Origin of the sequence: Palleronia sp. LCG004 (assembly GCF_032931615.1) — a bacterium.
Taxonomy (GTDB): Bacteria; Pseudomonadota; Alphaproteobacteria; order Rhodobacterales; family Rhodobacteraceae; genus Palleronia.
Genome location: NZ_CP136759.1, coordinates 2,313,100 through 2,331,382 on the forward strand (window position 1 = coordinate 2,313,100; position 18,283 = coordinate 2,331,382).

Below are 18,283 nucleotides of genomic sequence, written 5' to 3' on the forward strand. Positions count from 1 at the left end.
CGGCAGGGGACGCATCCGACTATATCCGACCGACACGAGATGAGGAGAGGCACCATGGCCGAGACGCGGCACGTCAAAGTTCTGATCATCGGTTCGGGTCCCGCAGGGTATACCGCGGCCGTCTATGCGGCGCGCGCCATGCTCGAGCCGGTGCTGATCCAGGGCATCCAGCCGGGCGGACAGCTCACCATCACCACGGATGTCGAGAACTGGCCGGGCGAGGCGTCGATCATGGGGCCCGATCTCATGGTCAAGATGGAAGCCCATGCGCGCGAGACCGGTGCCGAGATCGTATCGGATTACATCTCATCGGTCGATCTTTCGAAGCGACCCTTCACTGCCATTGCGGATAGCGGAATGACCTATACCGCCGATGCCATGATCCTCGCCACGGGCGCGCAGGCGAAATGGCTGGGCCTACCGAGCGAGGAGGCCTTCAAGGGCTTCGGTGTCTCGGCCTGCGCCACCTGCGACGGCTTCTTCTATCGCGGTCAGGACGTGGCGGTGATCGGCGGCGGCAACACGGCCGTGGAGGAAGCGCTGTTCCTCACAAACTTCGCGAACAAGGTGACGCTGATCCACCGCCGGGACGAGCTTCGTGCCGAGAAGATCCTGCAGCACAGGCTCCTGAATCACCCCAAGGTCGAGGTCCTCTGGGATCACGGGCTCGAGGAGGTGACGGGCACGAGCGATCCGAAGGGCGTGGAAGGACTGCGCGCGAAGAACGTCAAGACCGGCGAGATCACCGAGATCGCGGTCAAGGGCGTCTTCGTCGCGATCGGACATGCCCCCGCCTCGGAACTTGTCGCCGATCAGCTCGAGACGCATCACGGCGGCTATGTCGTGACCAAGCCCGATTCGACCGAAACCTCGATCCCGGGCGTCTTCGCGGCCGGCGACCTGACCGACCACGTCTATCGCCAGGCGGTGACGAGTGCCGGAATGGGCTGCATGGCCGCCTTGGAGGCCGAGCGCTATCTCGCGTCTGTCGGGCTCGACGAAGGCAAGACCGAAACCGAACCGCTGGGCTACGGTGCCGAGGTTCCGGCGGAGTAGGGAAATGGCGAATACGCTCTTCGATGCACTCTATGCGCCGCATTCCGGCAAGGACCGGCCGTTCCTCCATCTGCCGGACGGATCGGACATCTCCTACGGGGCATTCGTCGATCGGGCGGCGCAGTTCGCCAATGCGCTTACCGCACTCGGTGCAGAGCCGGGCGACCGCGTGGCCGTGCAAGTTGCAAAGCTGCCCGATACGCTCGCGCTCTTTGCCGGATGCACGCAGGCGGGGCTGATCTTCCTGCCGCTCAACACCGGTTATACCGCCGAGGAACTGGCATATTTCGTGACCGATTCGCAGGCGCGCATTCTGGTCTGCGCTCCGGAGAAGGAAGACGCCCTCGCCGATATCGCGCGTGCAGCCGGTGCCGAACTCCGCACTCTCGGGGCCGGAACGGGCAGTCTCGTAGACGCGGCGGACGCTGCACCGACGCGGTTCGAAACGGTCGCGCGCGGTCCGGACGATCTTGCCGCATTCCTTTATACCTCGGGAACGACGGGGCGTTCGAAGGGTGCGATGCTGTCGCACCGGAACCTGCTGTCGAACGCCAGCACGCTGGTCGACCATTGGCGCTTCGACGAGAACGATGTCCTGCTGCACGCGCTGCCGATATTTCATACTCACGGGCTTTTCGTGGGGATGAACGTGATGCTGCTGGCCGGTGGATCGGTCATCTTCCAGCAGGGCTTCGACCTCGAGCAGGTCGTCGGCGCACTGCCGGACGCCACCGTCATGATGGGCGTGCCGACATTCTACACGCGGCTGCTGTCGGATGACCGTTTCGACCGAGATCTGACCCGCAACATGCGGCTTTTCGTGAGCGGGTCCGCCCCCCTTCTCGCCGAGACGCACCGCGCCTTCGAGGAACGGACCGGGCACAGGATTCTCGAACGCTACGGCATGACAGAAACCAACATGAACATCTCGAATCCCTATGACGGCGAGCGGCGCGCGGGCAGCGTGGGCTTTCCGCTGCCGGGCGTCGAGATCGAGATCCGCGACCCCGAGACGGGCGAGGCGGTCGCACCGGGCGAAGTCGGAATCATCGAGGTACGTGGCAAGAATGTCTTTCAGGGCTACTGGAACATGCCCGAGAAGACCGCCGAGGAACTGCGCGAGAACGGCTTCTTCATCACCGGCGATCTGGGCCAACGCGACGCGGAGGGCTACGTCACGATCGTCGGCCGCGCGAAGGACCTCGTCATCTCGGGCGGTTACAACGTCTACCCAAAGGAGATCGAGGACATTCTCGACGACCAGCCGGGCGTGCTCGAATCCGCCGTCGTGGGCGTGCCGCATCCCGATTTCGGCGAAACCCCGGTCGCCTTTCTCGTACCCGAAGGCGACGGCCCGGATCTCGAAAACGTTCGTGCCGAGGTGGCGCGCCGCCTCGCCCGCTACAAGCACCCGCAGGGATACGAGCTGATCGAAGAGCTGCCGCGAAACACGATGGGCAAGGTTCAGAAAGCCGCTCTGCGCGAAAGGGCCGCGCATACGGAATAGCGGGATTTCGCTGGCATGGCCTTGCCAAGCCGGATTGCGTCGGGCTAGGGGCCATGCAACTTACCCGCCCCTGCGACATTCGTTCCCAATCCGAGTTTTCCGATGCAAATCCCGAACCTTGCCCCGATCCCCGAACTTTACGTCTCCTATGACAGTGCCCAGAAGCTGAAATCCGAAGCGGGTGACCTGCCGAGCCTCGACCTGACGCCGCGCCAGATCTGCGATCTCGAGCTGCTGATGAACGGCGGCTTCGCCCCGCTGAAAGGGTTCCTCGGGCGCGCGGATTACGACGGTGTGGTCGAGAAGATGCGGCTCGCCGACGGGACGCTCTGGCCCATGCCGATCACGCTCGACGTCAGCGAGGCCTTCTCCGAGGGGATCGAGGAAGGGCAGGACATCGCGCTTCGCGACCAGGAAGGCGTGATCCTCGCCACCATGACGATCACCGACAAGTGGGTGCCCGAAAAATCGCGCGAAGCCGAGATGGTCTTCGGTGCGAACGACGAGGCGCATCCGGCCGTCGACTACCTGCACAACCGCGCCGGCAAGGTCTATCTCGGTGGCCCCGTCACCGGGATCCAGCAGCCGGTCCATTATGATTTCCGCGCCCGCCGCGACACTCCGAACGAGCTTCGGGCCTATTTTCGCAAGATGGGCTGGCGGCGTGTCGTCGCGTTCCAGACACGCAACCCGCTCCACCGCGCGCATCAGGAACTGACCTTCCGTGCCGCAAAGGAGGCTCAGGCGAACCTCCTCATCCATCCTGTCGTGGGGCTGACGAAGCCGGGTGACGTGGACCATTTCACGCGCGTGCGTTGCTACGAGGCCGTGCTCGACAAGTATCCATCCGCAACCACGACCATGTCGCTGCTGCCGCTCGCCATGCGGATGGCCGGCCCGCGCGAGGCCGTCTGGCACGGGCTCATCCGCCGGAATTACGGCTGCACCCACTTCATCGTGGGTCGCGACCATGCCGGGCCCGGCAAGAATTCCGCCGGTGAGGATTTCTACGGCCCCTACGACGCGCAGGACCTCTTCCGCGCCCATCAGGACGAGATGGGCATCGAAATGGTCGACTTCAAACACATGGTCTATGTGCAGGAGCGCGCGCAATACGAGCCCGCCGACGAGATCGCCGATCAGGACAAGGTCACGATCCTCAACATCTCGGGCACCGAACTGCGCCGCCGTCTGGCCGAGGGCCTCGACATTCCCGACTGGTTCAGCTTCCCCGAAGTGGTTCAGGAGCTGCGTCGCACCCGTCCGCCGAAGGCGCAGCAGGGCTTCACGGTGTTCTTCACCGGTCTTTCGGGCAGCGGCAAGTCGACCATCGCCAACGCGCTGATGATGAAGCTGATGGAGATGGGCGGACGCCCCGTCACCCTGCTCGACGGCGATATCGTGCGGAAGAACCTCTCCTCCGAGCTCGGCTTCTCCAAGGAGCATCGCGACCTCAACATCCGCCGCATCGGCTATGTCGCGAGCGAAATCACAAAGAACGGCGGCATCGCCATCTGCGCACCGATCGCGCCCTACGCCACGACCCGCCGTGCCGTCCGCGAGGATGTCGAGAGCTTCGGCACCTTCGTGGAGATCCACGTCGCGACCAGCCTCGAGGAATGCGAGCGGCGCGACCGCAAGGGGCTCTACAAGGCCGCGCGCGCAGGCAAGATCAAGGAATTCACCGGCATCTCGGATCCCTATGACGAGCCGGTCAATCCCGAACTGCGCATCGACACCGAATCGACCGATGTCGACCATTGCGCCCATCAGGTCCTGCTCAAGCTCGAAAGCCTCGGGCTGATCGCCGCCTGAGGCGTTGAGCTTCCGCGATCCCGGTCACGTCTCGACCGGGGTCGCGTCACCAAAGCTTCATGTAACTGAAGCGGGAACGATATATTCGAACTCTATCTCGGCTGCGCAGACATCAGGAAAGCGTAGCCATGAAAGACCTCAAAGCCACATCGCATCTCAGCTGGGACGAGTGGGACGAGCTGAACGATCCCCGCCCCGAGCAGACCGATTTCGATGCCGTCGTCGCCAGCGCCATGTCGCGTCGCGGGTTCCTCGGCGGGGTTCTGGCCGTCGGTTCGGGTGCTGCGGTGATGGGTCTCGGCCCGCGCGCCGCCCAGGCGCAGACGGCCGCCGGACGCTTCGCCTTCACACCGATCCCGATCCAAACCGACACCACCGTGCACGTGCCCGAAGGCTACAGCTGGCGTCCGGTCGCGAAATGGGGGCAGCCGCTCTTTTCCGGCGTCGAGGAGATGAGCGCGGACCGAGGCGTCTCTCTCGAAGCCTCCGACAAGGTCTTCGGCGAGAATACCGACGGCATGGAAGCCTTCGTCCATGACGGGCATCAGCTCATCGCGGTGAACCACGAATACGTCAATCCCGAGATCAACCTGCCCCATATCGAAGGCGGCATCCCGACCAATGCCGACGAGGTCAGGATCCTGCAGAACATGCAGGGCGTCACCGTGATGGAGATCGCCGAAGGAGCCGAGGGTTGGGACATCGTGCTCGACAGCCCCTACAACCGCCGCATCCACCACAACACGCCCATGCGGATCAGCGGCCCCGCCGCCGGTCACGACCTTCTGCGGACCGAGGCCGACCCCGAAGGTCGTGAAGCCTTGGGAACCCTCAACAATTGTGGGTCGGGCAAGACACCCTGGGGCACGTATCTGACCTGCGAGGAGAACTTCAACGGCTATTTCGGATCGACCGATGCCGAGCTCGAAGCCAACCTGCCCACGGATTACGGGCGCTACGGCATCTCGGCCCAAGGGCGCTACAATTACGAAGCGTTCGACGAACGTTTCGACGTGTCGAAGACCCCGAACGAGCCGCGCCGCTTCGGTTATGTGGTCGAGATCGATCCGGCCGACCCCGAGAGCATGCCCGTCAAACGGACGGCGCTCGGACGTTTCAAGCACGAGAACGCAGCAAGCGTGATCGCGCCCGATGGCCGTGTTGTCGTCTATCTCGGCGACGACGAGCGGGGCGAATTCCTCTACAAGTTCGTCTCGGACGCCTCCTATGACGAAGGCGGCGACACCTCGACATTGCTCGACGAGGGGCAGCTCTACGTTGCGAAGTTCAACGACGATATGACCGGCGAATGGATCGCGCTGACGCCCGAGGCGACCGGCATGGCCGACGACGCCGAGATCGCGATCTTCACCCGGATGGCCGGGTCGGCAGTCGGCGCGACGACGATGGACCGCCCCGAATGGGTTGCCGTGAACCCCGTGGCGGTCGAGGCGTATTGCGCGCTTACCAACAACAGCAACCGGGGCGTTGCGCCGAATGCCGGAGGCGACGAGACCGCCGTGGGCGGCCCGAACCCGCGCTCGGAGAACGAATTCGGCCAGATCGTGCGCTGGTTCCCCGCGAACGAGGACCATGCCGACACGCAGTTCCGCTGGGATCTCTACGTCATGGCCGGCAACCCCACCGTTCACGACGACGCATATGCCGGTTCAGACAACCTTCGGACCGCCGAGGAGAGCGAAACCGGCGTGGGCAATCTCTTCAACTCACCCGACGGAATGTCCTTCGACACGACCGGCATTCTGTGGATCCAGACCGACGGCGACGACACGAACGAGGGTGATTTCCAGGGGATGGGAAACAACCAGATGCTCGCCGGCGATCCCGAAACCGGCCGGATCGAGCGCTTCCTGACGGGGCCGAACGGGTCCGAGGTGACGGGCCTCACCTGGTCCGACGATCTGCGGACGATGTTCGTGGGAATCCAGCACCCGAGCGCCCCCTTCCCCGACGGCGAAGGCATGCTGCCCCGCTCGGCCGTGATCCAGGTCGTCCGCGACGACAAGGCGCAGATCGGCTAGTTCCCCCCCGGATCCCGATCCGCGGACTGGGCGCGCCGGAAACGGCGCGCCTTTTTTGTCTGTCTGGATGAGTGACGATCAGGCCGCGACGTCGAACCCCCGCCCCTTCAGGAGAGCTTCGGGGCCGGGCATCCTGCCGCGAAACGCCGTATAGGCATCCTGCGCTTCCTCGCGCCCGCCGGCCGAGAGGATATGCCGTTCCAGCTTCGCGGCGAGTTCGGGATCGAAGGGACCGCTCGCCTCTCCGAAGGCCGCGAATGCGTCCGCGTCCATGACCTCGGACCACATGTAGCTGTAATAGCCCGACGAATATCCGTCGCCCGAGAAGACATGGGCGAAATGCGGCGTGGCATGACGCATGCCGATCGCGTGGGGCATCTCGATCCCCTCCAGGATCTCCTGCTGGGTGGCCATCGGATCTTCGGGGGCCTCGCCCGCATGGAATTCAAGATCGACGAGCGCGGATCCCACATATTCGACCGTCTGAAAGCCCATGTCGTAGGTATTCGCGGCCAGAAGCCTCTCGAGCATGTCGCGCGGCATCGGCTCGCCCGTCTCGGCATGCGTCGCGAATGTCTCGAGCACTTCGGGCACTTCCAGCCAATGCTCGAAAAGCTGGCTCGGCAGTTCGACGAAGTCGCGTGCGACCGACGTACCGCTCATCGATTCGTAGGTCACGTCCGACAGCATCTGGTGCAGCGCATGGCCGAATTCATGGAAAAGCGTGCGTGCGTCGTCGTAACTCAGCAGCGCGGGTTTGCCCTTGGGAGGCTTCGCGAAATTGCAGACGTTGACCACGATCGGCCGGATATCGCCCGCGAGTTTCTGCTGGCTGCGTATGGCCGAACACCACGCGCCCGAGCGCTTGGACCCGCGCGCGAAGTAATCGCCCAGGAAGATCGCCATGTGGCGTCCATCGCGTGTCACTTCCCACGCGCGGACATCCGGATGGTAGAGCGGCACGTCGACAGGCCGGAATTCCAGTCCGAAGAGCCGGTTCGCGCAATCCATCGCCGCCTCGATCATCCGGTCGAGCTGCAGATACGGCTTCAGTGCGCTTTCATCGAGATCGTGCTCTTCCGCACGGCGCTTTTCGGAATAATAGCGCCAGTCCCAGGGCTCGAGCTCACCGTTGACACCGTCGTTGTGCATCATCGCCGCGAGCCGTTGCTGGTCCTCCATCGCGGAGGCCCGGGCGGGTTCCCATACACGCATGAGAAGGTCGCGCACCGCTTCGGGGGTGCGTGCCATCTCGGTCTCGAGCTTGAACTCAGCGAAGCTGTCATAGCCCAGAAGTCCCGCGCGTTCCTCACGAAGTGCGAGGATCTCGGCCGCGATGGCGCGGTTGTCGGTCTCGCCGCCATTGGCACCCCGCGCGGTCCATGCCTTGTGCGCCGTCTCGCGCAGGTCGCGGCGCGGCGAGAATAGCAGGAACGGCACGATGATCGAGCGCGACAGCGTGATCGCCGGACCGCCGAGGCCCTTTGCTTCGCCCGCCGCTTCGGCCGCTTCGACGACGAAATCGGGCAGCCCTTCAAGGTCGCCGGGCGCGAGCGCCATGTGCCAGTCACGCTCGTCCGCAAGCAGGTTCTGCGAAAACTGCACACCGAGCGAGGAAAGCCGCTCGGCCACCTGCGCGAGCCGGTCCTTGGCGATCCCCTCGAGCTCGGCCCCGCGGCGCACGAATGACCGTCGCGTGAGGAAGAGAAGCCGTGCCTGCTCGTCGGTCAGGTCGAGGTCGTCGCGGGATTGCCAGAGCGTCTCGATCCGCGCGAAGAGCTTTTCGTTCTGCGACACTTCCGACGAATAGGCCGAAAGCCTGGGCGAGAACTCCCGGCTCAGCGCCTCGCGCCGTGCGTTGCTGTCGGCACCGGCGAGGTTGTAAAAGACGCCCAAAACCTTGCCGAGCGTCTCGTCGGCGCGCTCCAGCGCCTCGATCGTGTTGGCGAAGGTCGGGTCGGCCTCGTTGTCGGCGATCGCCGCGACATTGGCACGCGCCTCCGACAGGGCCGCGTCGACCGCCTCCTCGAAATGGTCGTCCTCGATCCGCTCGAAGGGCGGCATCTCGTAAGGGGTCGTCCAGTCGTCGAGAAGGGGATTGGTCACTTGGTGCTCCATCTTTCGGGATATCACACCCGACCTATGGCGCGGGGGGCGGCATTGCCACCCCCGGCGCGGGATCAGGCCTTCTCGCTCAGCACGCCACGGGCGATCTGGTCGGCCTCGATCGATTCGAAGAGCGCCTTGAAGTTGCCCTCGCCGAAGCCGTCGTCGCCCTTGCGTTCGATGAACTCGAAGAAGATCGGTCCGATCACGGTCCTGGAAAAGATCTGCAGCAGGATCTTCGTCTCGCCGCCATCGACCACCCCCTCGCCGTCGATGAGGATCCCGTGCCTCTTCATCCGGTCGAGCGGTTCGTCGTGGCCCGGCACGCGTTCGTGGCTCATGTCGTAATAGGTCTCGGGCGGGGCGGGCATGAACTTGACGCCTTTGTCGGCGATCGCGTCCACCGACGAATAGATGTCGTGCGCCCCCACCGCGATGTGCTGGATCCCCTCGCCGTTGTAGCGTTTGAGATATTCGACGATCTGCCCCGTCTCGCCGCGATCCTCGTTGATGGGAATCCGGATGCGCCCGCAGGGCGAGGTCAGCGCGCGGGAGAACAGCCCGGAATGCTTGCCCTGGATGTCAAAGAACCTGATTTCCCGGAAGTTGAAGATGTCGCCGTAGAACCCGAACCAGACATCCATGTTGCCCTTGTGGACGTTGTGGGTGAGGTGATCGAGATAGTAGAACCCCACACCTGCAGGATGCGCGTTCGAGATCCAGTCGAATTCGGAATTGTAGGGGTTCGCTTCGTAATAGTCCTCGATGAAGTAGATGAGGCTGCCCCCGATCCCGACGATGGCGGGCACGTCCATCGTCTTGCCGGGACCATCATAGGCCTCGGCACCTTTCGACACGGCATGCGCGAAGGCGTGGTTCGCATCGACCACGCGCCATGCCATCGATGGTGCGCAGGGGCCATGCGCCTTCACGAACTCCCGCGCATGACTGCTCGGCTCGTCGTTGAGAACGTAGGTGATGTCGCCCTGCTGCCAGAGCTCGATGCGCTTGGTCTTGTGGTTTGCGGTATGCACGTATCCCATTCGCGAAAAGGTCTCCCGCAGTGCGTCGGGATCCTCATGCGCGAATTCGACGAATTCGAACCCGTCCGTGCCGGCGGGATTGCTTTCGGTGATCTCGGCTTTCGGGGCGTCGTGCGGGAAAGGGCCCATGTGGCTTCCTCCGGTCGGTCGGAAAAAGCGTGCCCCAATTTCCGACATGAACGGAAGAGAACCCGGCCCGCGGGTATGCCGAAGATTATCCCGCGAAGAGTTCCTGTCAACAATACGGGAATGTCAGTCCGCGACGACACCGCCGCAGACGGGGCAATCCTGACGACGTCGAAGCGTGATCGTACGGCTTTCGCCATAGAGCGCGTCGTGGATCGCCATGCGCCCGCGCAGGCCCTCTCCCGCGCCGGTAAGCTCCTTGATCGCCTCGGCGGCCATCATCGCCCCCACGATCCCCGGAAGCGGCCCGAGCACGCCCGCCTCGGCACAGCTGGGCGCAAGGCCGGGTGCGGGAGCTTCGGGAAAGATGCAGGCATAGCAGGGAGTACCCTCGGCCGGTGCGAAGGTCGTCACCTGCCCTTCCCACTGCGACAGCGCACCCGAAATCAGCGGCGTGCCCGTCGCGACGCAGGCCGCGTTGACCGCGTATCGCGTCTCGAAATCGTCGCATCCATCAAGCACGAGGTCGTATTCGGCGATCAGCGCCTTGGCCATGTCGCGGGTCAATCTGCGCTGATACGGCCGGATCGTGACATAGGGGTTCACCGCACGGATCGCCGCCTCGGCGGAAAAGACCTTGGGCATCCCGATCCGCGCATCGCCGTGGATGATCTGGCGCTGCAGGTTGCTTGCCTCGACCACATCGTCGTCGATCACCCCGAGCGTTCCGACCCCTGCCCCCGCAAGATAGAGCAGCGCGGGCGAACCCAACCCTCCCGCACCCACGACGAGGATGCGCGCCTCCTTGAGCCGTTTCTGCCCGGTGCCGCCGATCTCCCGCAGGACGACATGCCGCGCATAACGGTCGAGCTCTCCGGGCGCGAAGGTGCCCGTCGCACCGGCTTCGGGGCGGTTCTCGGGGCGAACGCGGGCTCTAAGCCGCTTCAGACCCGCGCGATACCCGAGGATCAGAGCGCCGATCCCACCGGCGACCAGCCATTCGCCGGTCGATCCGCCAAGCGCCGGGCGCAGAGGGTTGGGAAAGACGGTAAGCGCCAGGACGGTGACATAGAGGAGCCCCAAAAGGATCACACGGGCCTGCGGGGGCCAGCCCATGCGCCCTCCGATCCACCAGATTGCGATCGCCACGATCAGGACGAGCAGCATCAGCCCGCCCCGGTCGACCCGAATCCGCCCTCGCCCCGCACCGTATCGTCAAGCGTGTCGCGTGGGACGAACCGCCCGCGCGTGACCGCGGCGAAAACGGCCTGTGCGATCCGCATTCCGTGCGTGACCGTCACCGGCGCATCGCCGAGATTGACCAGCAGGACGCCGACGGCACCGCGATAATCGGCGTCGATCGTGCCCGGTGAATTCAGAAGCGTGACGCCATGTTTCGCCGCGAAACCCGATCGCGGCCGGATCTGCATCTCGAACCCTTCAGGGATCGCCATATGCAGACCTGTCGGAACGATCGCGCGGCCAAGCGGCGGCAGCGTGAGACCGTCCGGGCGATCATCCGACGGGAAGTTCGCCCGCAGATCGGCCCCCGCGGCTCCTACACTCGCGTAATCGGGCAACGCGATCTCGGGGTCGGCCCAATCGGCGTGCCGGACGGGAATCTCGATTTCCGCATTCATGTCTCGGATGCCTCCAGATGATCGGCGATGCGGCGCGCGAGCCGTGCCGCCTGCGCCACCTTGGTATCGCGGGGCCAGTCCTCGACCCCGTCCGTCGTGACGAGGGTCAGTGCATTTTCTGCCCCGCCCATGATCCCCGTCGCCGGTGAGACATCGTTGGCGAGGATCCAGTCACATCCCTTCCGCACACGCTTGGCGGTCGCGTTCTCGAGGACGTTCTCCGTCTCGGCCGCGAACCCCACGACGAGTCGCGGACGACCTTCTTCCATCCGCGCGATGGTAGCGAGGATATCCGGGTTCTCGACGAGGTCGAGATGGGGCAACCCGGATGGACCCTTCTTCATCTTCTGCCCGGCCGCGTTCGCCACGCGCCAATCGGCAACAGCGGCGGCGAAGATCGCGACATCCGCCGGAAGTGCGCCCTCCACGGCGTCGAGCATCTCGGCCGCCGTCTCGACGCGACGGATATCGACCCCCTGCGGCGGCGGACGATCGGCGGGTCCCGTCACGAATGTCACGCGCGCCCCGAGATCGCGGAGCGCCGCGGCGATTGCCGCCCCCTGCGCACCGGAGGAGCGGTTGGCGATATAGCGCACGGGATCGATCGGCTCATGCGTCGGCCCGGACGTCACGACGACATGCCGTCCCGCAAGCGGTCCGCCCCCCAGCCGGATCCCGACAGCTTCGACGATTTCGAGCGGTTCGGCCATGCGTCCCGGGCCGAATTCGCCGCAGGCCATGTCCCCCTCGTTCGGGCCGACGGTTGCGATACCATCGGCCGTCAGCGTCCCGAGATTTCGACGTGTCGCCGCGTGCGTCCACATACGCACGTTCATCGCGGGGGCCATCAGGACGGGTGTGTCGGTCGCGAGGAGCAGCGTGGAGGCAAGGTCGTCGGCGTGGCCGCCGGCCATCTTCGCCATCAGGTCGGCGGTTGCCGGGGCCACGACGATGAGATCGGCCACGCGAGAAAGCTGGATATGCCCCATCTCGGCCTCGTCGGTCAGATCCCACAGATCGTCGTAGACCTTCCGCCCGCAAAGCGATGACAGGGAAAGCGGCGTGACGAACTCCGCTCCGGCGCGCGTGAGGACGGGCGTGACCGTTGCGCCCCGTTCGCGCAACCGCCGGACGAGGTCGAGCGACTTGTAGGCCGCGATGCCGCCACCCACGATCAGAAGGATATGTTTGCCCTGGAGGTTCATCGCCGAGACCCTAGGCGAGAGCCACGGGACCGGCAAGCCGCGCTAGCGCAGGGCGTCGCAGGGATCGTCCCGGTCGTCCGGATAGCCGCCGGCGATCACCACATGGTCGAAAGGCGCATCGGACTCAGCGTCGACATATTGTCCGATCGAAGTGACCGAGAGGTCGGGCCGCGCAGCCTTCAGATATACGGGAACGCCCCAATCGTTTCTCGCATGGCCGTTGCCCGTGACGATCGCGACAGAGCCGCCGGTTTCATCGAAGGCGCGGATCGCAATCTGTGCAAGCGTGGCGTCTCGCAACCTCTGGGCCTCGACCATGCCGGCCAGCATTTCTGGAGGCATCAACCCGCAATGCGCCTCTGCCTGCTCGGCCTCACGGATCGCCCGTTCTTCGAGGGGGATTGGAATATCTAGAGCAAAGCTCTCTGAAGCGCCGGGTCCGATCACCGCCGCGGCACCGTCCTCGACAGCCAGAGCGGCCCGGTCTCGCGCAACGCTTGCGCCGTAGATCCGGGCACCGTTCGCCCTAGCAAAGATCGGTGCATAGATGTTGAAATCGGGCCAACCGCGTTCTTCCCAGGCAAGTGCGGTCCCGAGAATTTCGGCAGGATCGCCTTGCATATCGGTGGCAATTTCGCCCTGTTCGGGTTCGAGCATCTCGAACACGATTGCAGAAGGTCCCATGCGGTCGATCCAGCCGGCCTGATTGGCATGATGCTCTGCGATGTCGTGAAGTTCGCCCATCACGACGATATCCGCCTTCAGAGGTACGTCCTGCGCATGCGCGATCGCCGTCCCGAGGGTCAGGACGGCGATGGACAGTCGAATGAAGCACCTCACGCGAGGAAGTGCATCACTTCCGTCGATTGCGTCTCAAGCGACCGGCGCATTTTCTGGAACGCGGCGGCTTCGAGCTGCCTCACCCGTTCCTTGCTGAGCCCGAGTTCGCTTCCGAGGCTTTCGAGAGTGCGGGGCTGGTCGCGAAGCTTGCGCTCACGGACGATGAATTGCTCACGCTCGTTGAGTTGCCCGATCGCATCGACGAGCCAGGCCCGCAGGGTGTCGATATCCTTGGCGTGGCTGACCGTCTCGTCGGCCTGCGCACTGTCATCTTCGAGCGCGTCGATCCACTGACGCCCCTCGTCCTCGGCCGATTGCGTGGCGTTCAGGGAGAAGTCGGACCCTGCAAGGCGACCCTCCATCATCTCGACATCGTGGAGCGGAACGCCCACCTCGACCGAGATCATGTGGCGCATCTGGTGCCGGTCGAGCGGCTCGCCACGGGCGGCTGCCTCCCGCTCAAGTCGGGCCTGGACGCGGCGCATGTTAAAGAACAGCGATTTCTGCGACGAGGTCGATCCGGTTCGGACCATCGACCAGTTGCGCATCACGTAGTCCTGGATCGACGCCTTGATCCACCAGACCGCGTAGGTCGAGAACCGCACGCCACGATCGGGATCGAACTTGTCGGCCGCCTTCATCAGGCCGAGCCCGGCCTCTTGGATCAGGTCGTTCATCGGAGCGCCGTATCGCCGGAACTTCGATGCCATGCTGATCGCAAGGCGCATGTAAGCGGTGATCAGCCGATGCAGTGCCGCCTCGTCGCGCTGGTCGCGCCAGGCATATGCCAGTTTCAACTCGGTGTCGGCGTCCAGCAGTTCGGCTTGCATCGCACGCCGCGACAAGGTCTGGTCGGAAAAGCCGTCGAATGCCATTCTGCAATCTCCCTGCATATAATCCAGTGCCGGGCGCGGTGAGTTAGATGTTATTTCACATAGCCCTTCAGTTGTGAGACGCGGCGACCGGACGAAAGTTCCGGAATTTTGTTGCCAAAGCTCTCATTCAATCTAGGGAGCCTAATGGAGCGGCATTCAGATGCCCGCTATCCGGTCACATTGACGGGGATGATATCGGGCGGGCAATCCCTCAGGATTGGCTTTCAGGAAATCGCGCTGACACCTGATGCCGCCGCGGGGACACATGCCGATCAAGGCAAGTTTCACTGCCCGAACGTCGCCTCGGACACGATCGTTCCCCGCCTGCCTCGTCGCAGACGTGAAAACCGGGCGACACTGAACCGCGCTGTTCATCGACGGTGATCCGGTTGCACACAAAAGTCGATTGGCCATCGTCAGATACGCGGATTACCGTCACTCCATGTCCTGTACTCTCATCCTTGCGGATCCTGCCTTTTCGAGTTGGTCCATGCGTGCCTGGCTCGTCGTTCACCGGTTCGGCATTCCCGTGACCGAAAGATGGGTCACCCTTTATGACGAGGTTCCGCTAGAGGTGCAGATCGACGCGGCACCGGCGCGGACCGTCCCGGTGCTGCTTTGCGACGACGGCACCTGCGTTACCGATTCGCTCGCGATCGCGGAAGAGCTTGCGAGCCGTCACCCCGAGCGCGCGCTCTGGCCGCGGGATCCGAGCTTGCGTGCAATGGCGCGATCGCTTGCCGCCGAGATGCATTCCGGATTTTCCGCATTGCGCGCAGAATGCCCCATGTGCCTCAGGACCGGGTATGCCGACGTGCCCGTTGCGGAAAGCGTCGCGGCCGATCTCGACCGGCTCGCGACGATCTGGGCCGATGCGCTTGCGAGGTCGGGTGGGCCGTGGCTTGCCGGAGATTATTCCATTGCCGACGCATTCTACGCCCCGGTCGCGGCACGGATCGCAGGCTACGACCTTGCGGTGACCGAAATCGCACGCGCCTATGTCGACAGGCATCTCGCCGATCCGGCCTTCCGCGACTGGCGTGAGATGGGTCTCACGCGTGGTGGGGATCTGCACGACAGCGCCTACGCCCGCCCGCATCGCCGCGTGCCTTGGCCGGAGGGGCGTTAACCGAAGGACAAGACGAGAGCGCTAAGGGATTCCCCTGGAAACGAGGGGAATACCACATTGGTCGCGCGCGCCTACACTGTCGCCTTCGAAGGGATCGAGGCGCGTCTCGTCGAGGTTCAATGCGCCGTGTCGCTGGGCCTTCCCGCCTTTTCCATCGTCGGGCTGCCCGACAAGGCGGTGAGCGAGGCGCGAGACCGCGTGCGTGCGGCGCTCGATGCGCTGAATATCGCGCTGCCCTCGAAGCGGGTCGTCATCAATCTTTCCCCCGCCGACCTGCCGAAGATCGGCAGTCATTTCGATCTGCCGATCGCGATGGCGATCCTCGCCGCGCTCGAAATCGTGCCTGCGGACATGGTCGAGGGGACGCTGGCCTTGGGCGAGCTGTCGCTCGACGGGAAACTGCGCCCCGTCATCGGTGCGCTTCCTGCCGCCATGGCCGCGGCGGAAAGCGGCCGGTCGCTTCTCTGTCCGCACGGATCGGGTGCCGAGGCCGCCTGGGTCGACGCGACGGCGGTGATCGCGCCCAGAACGCTCGGCACTGCGATCCAGCATTTTACGGGGCAGGCGCCGCTCGCTCCCGCCGAAGCGGGCGAGGTCGTCGAGGATCCCGGAATCCGCGACCTGAGCGAGGTCCGCGGCCAGGAACGCGCCAAGCGCGCGCTCGAAATCGCGGCGGCAGGACGTCATCACCTCATCATGGTCGGCACACCCGGATCGGGGAAATCGATGCTGGCCCAGCGCATGCCGGGAATCCTGCCGCCCCTGACGCCTGCCGAAGCACTCGAGACGTCGATGATCCACTCCCTCGCCGGTCTCATCGAAGAGGGCGGGATCAGCCGCACCCGGCCCTTTCAGGAGCCGCATCATACCGCCTCGATGGCCGCCATCGTCGGCGGCGGCAAGGGCGCGAAGCCGGGGCAGATCAGCCTCGCCCATAACGGCGTGCTTTTCATGGACGAGTTTCCGGAATTCGCGCGGGCCGTCCTCGAAACGCTCCGCCAACCGATCGAGACCGGCGACGTCGTGATCGCACGGGCCAACGCCCATGTACGCTACCCTTGCCGGTTCCTGCTCGTCGCGGCGGCGAACCCGTGCAAATGCGGGTACCTGCCCGACCCTGCACGAGCCTGCGCGCGGGTTCCCGATTGCGGGGCGGATTACCTCGGCCGCATTTCCGGGCCGTTGATGGATCGTTTCGACCTGCGGGTCGAGGTGCCGCCCGTCGATTTCGCCGATCTCGACAACGCGCCCTCCGGCGAGCGCACCGAGGTCGTCGCCGCCCGCGTGGCCAGTGCACGCGCGGTCCAGGACAAGCGCTTCGCCGAACATCCCCGCGTCCGGGTCAACGCCGATGCCGAGGGCGCGTTGCTCGACCGCATCGCCGTGCCCGATGCCGAGAGCAAGGCACTTCTCCTCGGCGCGGCCGAGCGTCTGGGCCTCAGCGCGCGAGGCTATCATCGCGTGCTGCGCGTCGCCCGCACGATCGCCGATCTGGATGGCGCGCCCGACATTCGCCGCCCCCACGTGGCAGAGGCGTTGTCGTTCCGCCTGACCGCCCGAGCCTAGCCCGAGCCCGCTCCGAGTACGCCATCGGCCACCAGCCGGGCGATCTCGTCCGCCCCGATCCCCCAGCCCTCGAGCGCCTGGGGACGCGGCACGCTCGCCTCGGCGGGTGTCATCGAGACCCGGCCAGCCTTGCCGCCGATCCGCGGCGCGGGTGCGGCCTGAACCACGCTGTCGATCTCGGCAAAGACGCCGCGTGCCACGTTCGCGGGATGCGTTTGCGCCTCAGCCGGCTCCAGCACCGGCGTCACGCAGCCATCGGTTCCGTGGAAAAGCGCCACCCAGTGATCGCGCGGACGCGTCGCGAAGATCGCGGCCATCCGCTGCGCGCAAGCCGCATCGTCTGCGGGGTCCATGCTTGCGAAGATGGGCTCGTCCGAAAGCCCCAGCCCGTCGAGCAGTATGCGGCGGAAGGCGGGTTCGATCGCGCCTACGACCAGCCACCGGCCATCTCCGCAGAGATAGGTTCGGTAGTAGTGCCGCCCCCCGTCGAGCGGATTGTTTCCCGCGGGTCCGTGGAGCCCCATCGCGCCCAGCGCGTCGAGCAGCGTCGCGAGGCTTGCCGAGCCGTCGACGATGTTCGCATCGACGACCTGCCCCCTGCCCGTCTCGCGCGCCTGCATCACCGCGCTCAGAAGACCGATGACGGCGAAGAGCGCGCCAGCGGCCATGTCGCCCATCAGGGGCGGCATGCCGACGGGCGGCGCACCGTCTCTCCCGAAGCGGGAGAGGACGCCCGAAAGCCCGAGATAGTTGAGGTCGTGACCGGCCATTCCCGCCATCGGTCCGTCCTGTCCCCATCCCGTCACCCGCACATAGGCAAGGCGAGGGGCAAGCGCGTGACACTCCCGGGGTCCGAGACCCAGCCGTTCCATCGCGCCCGGACGATACCCTTCGATCAGCGCGTCCGACCGGGAGACGAGGCGGCACACCAGATCGCGCCCGGCCGCGGCCTTGAGATCCACCTCGACGAGCGGGCGCGAGCGATAGAAGATCGACGCCGCGCGCATCGACGCGAAGTCGAGATCCGCGCCGAGGGCGGGATAGCCGCCCGGCCGGTCGATCCGGATCACCTCCGCCCCGAGATCGGCGAGCAGCATGGCGGCATAGGGCACGGGCCCGATCCCCGTGAACTCCACCACCCTGAGACCGGCAAGCGGTCCGTCGCGTTTCTCCATCGTGTTCTCCTCCGGTCGAGAGAGTTACGCGAGGGCCGCGTCATGGCCACTGCAAAATTTACCTCGTAACCGGTTCCATCTGCGATAGGCTCGAACCCGATGGCGGGAAGACGGATCCGCCGCGCCCCCTGGGAGGATTGCGGGGCGCCAGATCTCCG

The 18,283-nt window shown here is 65.1% G+C and carries 14 protein-coding genes; 6 read left to right on the forward strand and 8 right to left on the reverse strand.

What is annotated here, in order from left to right; genetic code table 11:
• The first annotated feature begins 54 nt into the window (after window positions 1–54).
• The 4 genes from trxB to RVY76_RS11360 all read left to right on the forward strand — a co-directional run bounded on the left by trxB (window position 55) and on the right by RVY76_RS11360 (window position 6,420).
• Window positions 55–1,056, forward strand: coding sequence for a thioredoxin-disulfide reductase (gene trxB, locus RVY76_RS11345; protein WP_317374128.1), 1,002 nt, complete (start codon window positions 55–57; stop codon window positions 1,054–1,056).
• A 4-nt stretch (window positions 1,057–1,060) separates the two neighbouring features.
• A complete protein-coding gene (locus RVY76_RS11350) occupies window positions 1,061–2,563 on the forward strand; it encodes a malonyl-CoA synthase (protein WP_317374129.1) in 1,503 nt (500 codons plus the stop codon).
• Between the two features lie 102 nt (window positions 2,564–2,665).
• Window positions 2,666–4,378 carry a bifunctional sulfate adenylyltransferase/adenylylsulfate kinase gene (locus RVY76_RS11355; RefSeq protein WP_317374131.1) on the forward strand — a complete coding sequence of 571 codons (1,713 nt, stop codon included), beginning with the start codon at window positions 2,666–2,668 and terminating at the stop codon, window positions 4,376–4,378.
• A gap of 128 nt (window positions 4,379–4,506) precedes the next feature.
• A complete protein-coding gene (locus tag RVY76_RS11360; protein ID WP_317374132.1) occupies window positions 4,507–6,420 on the forward strand; it encodes a PhoX family phosphatase in 1,914 nt (637 codons plus the stop codon).
• 78 nt (window positions 6,421–6,498) lie between these two features.
• Here the strand turns inward: RVY76_RS11360 and RVY76_RS11365 are convergent, their stop codons facing one another.
• The 7 genes from RVY76_RS11365 to RVY76_RS11395 form a co-directional block, all read right to left on the reverse strand.
• Entirely contained in the window at window positions 6,499–8,526 is a 2,028-nt protein-coding gene (locus RVY76_RS11365) for a M3 family metallopeptidase (protein WP_317374133.1), read from the reverse strand.
• A 74-nt stretch (window positions 8,527–8,600) separates the two neighbouring features.
• Window positions 8,601–9,698 carry a 4-hydroxyphenylpyruvate dioxygenase gene (hppD, locus tag RVY76_RS11370; protein ID WP_317374135.1) on the reverse strand — a complete coding sequence of 366 codons (1,098 nt, stop codon included), beginning with the start codon at window positions 9,696–9,698 and terminating at the stop codon, window positions 8,601–8,603.
• A gap of 123 nt (window positions 9,699–9,821) precedes the next feature.
• Window positions 9,822–10,862 (reverse strand): HesA/MoeB/ThiF family protein, encoded by a 1,041-nt coding sequence (locus RVY76_RS11375; protein WP_317374137.1) that lies wholly within the window; start codon window positions 10,860–10,862, stop codon window positions 9,822–9,824.
• Window positions 10,862–11,335: a dUTP diphosphatase gene (gene dut, locus RVY76_RS11380; protein WP_317374138.1), complete on the reverse strand. Its 474-nt coding sequence runs from the start codon at window positions 11,333–11,335 to the stop codon at window positions 10,862–10,864. Before dut ends, RVY76_RS11375 begins: the two co-directional genes overlap by 1 nt.
• A complete protein-coding gene (gene coaBC, locus RVY76_RS11385) occupies window positions 11,332–12,540 on the reverse strand; it encodes a bifunctional phosphopantothenoylcysteine decarboxylase/phosphopantothenate--cysteine ligase CoaBC (RefSeq protein ID WP_317374139.1) in 1,209 nt (402 codons plus the stop codon). The genes dut and coaBC overlap by 4 nt, the downstream gene beginning before the upstream one ends.
• Window positions 12,541–12,582: 42 nt before the next feature.
• Complete coding sequence (locus tag RVY76_RS11390) at window positions 12,583–13,380, reverse strand: ChaN family lipoprotein (RefSeq protein WP_317374140.1); 798 nt, start codon at window positions 13,378–13,380, stop codon at window positions 12,583–12,585.
• Window positions 13,377–14,255 carry an RNA polymerase factor sigma-32 gene (locus tag RVY76_RS11395; RefSeq protein ID WP_317374142.1) on the reverse strand — a complete coding sequence of 293 codons (879 nt, stop codon included), beginning with the start codon at window positions 14,253–14,255 and terminating at the stop codon, window positions 13,377–13,379. The genes RVY76_RS11390 and RVY76_RS11395 overlap by 4 nt, the downstream gene beginning before the upstream one ends.
• 442 nt (window positions 14,256–14,697) lie before the next feature.
• Here RVY76_RS11395 and RVY76_RS11400 point away from each other — a divergent pair, with 442 nt between their 5' ends.
• A complete protein-coding gene (locus RVY76_RS11400) occupies window positions 14,698–15,384 on the forward strand; it encodes a glutathione S-transferase (RefSeq protein WP_317374143.1) in 687 nt (228 codons plus the stop codon).
• Window positions 15,385–15,441: 57 nt separating this feature from the next.
• Window positions 15,442–16,950: a YifB family Mg chelatase-like AAA ATPase gene (locus tag RVY76_RS11405; protein ID WP_317374144.1), complete on the forward strand. Its 1,509-nt coding sequence runs from the start codon at window positions 15,442–15,444 to the stop codon at window positions 16,948–16,950.
• Here the strand turns inward: RVY76_RS11405 and RVY76_RS11410 are convergent.
• Window positions 16,947–18,125 (reverse strand): CaiB/BaiF CoA-transferase family protein, encoded by a 1,179-nt coding sequence (locus tag RVY76_RS11410; protein WP_317374145.1) that lies wholly within the window; start codon window positions 18,123–18,125, stop codon window positions 16,947–16,949. The genes RVY76_RS11405 and RVY76_RS11410 overlap by 4 nt on opposite strands.
• Window positions 18,126–18,283 lie beyond the last annotated feature (158 nt).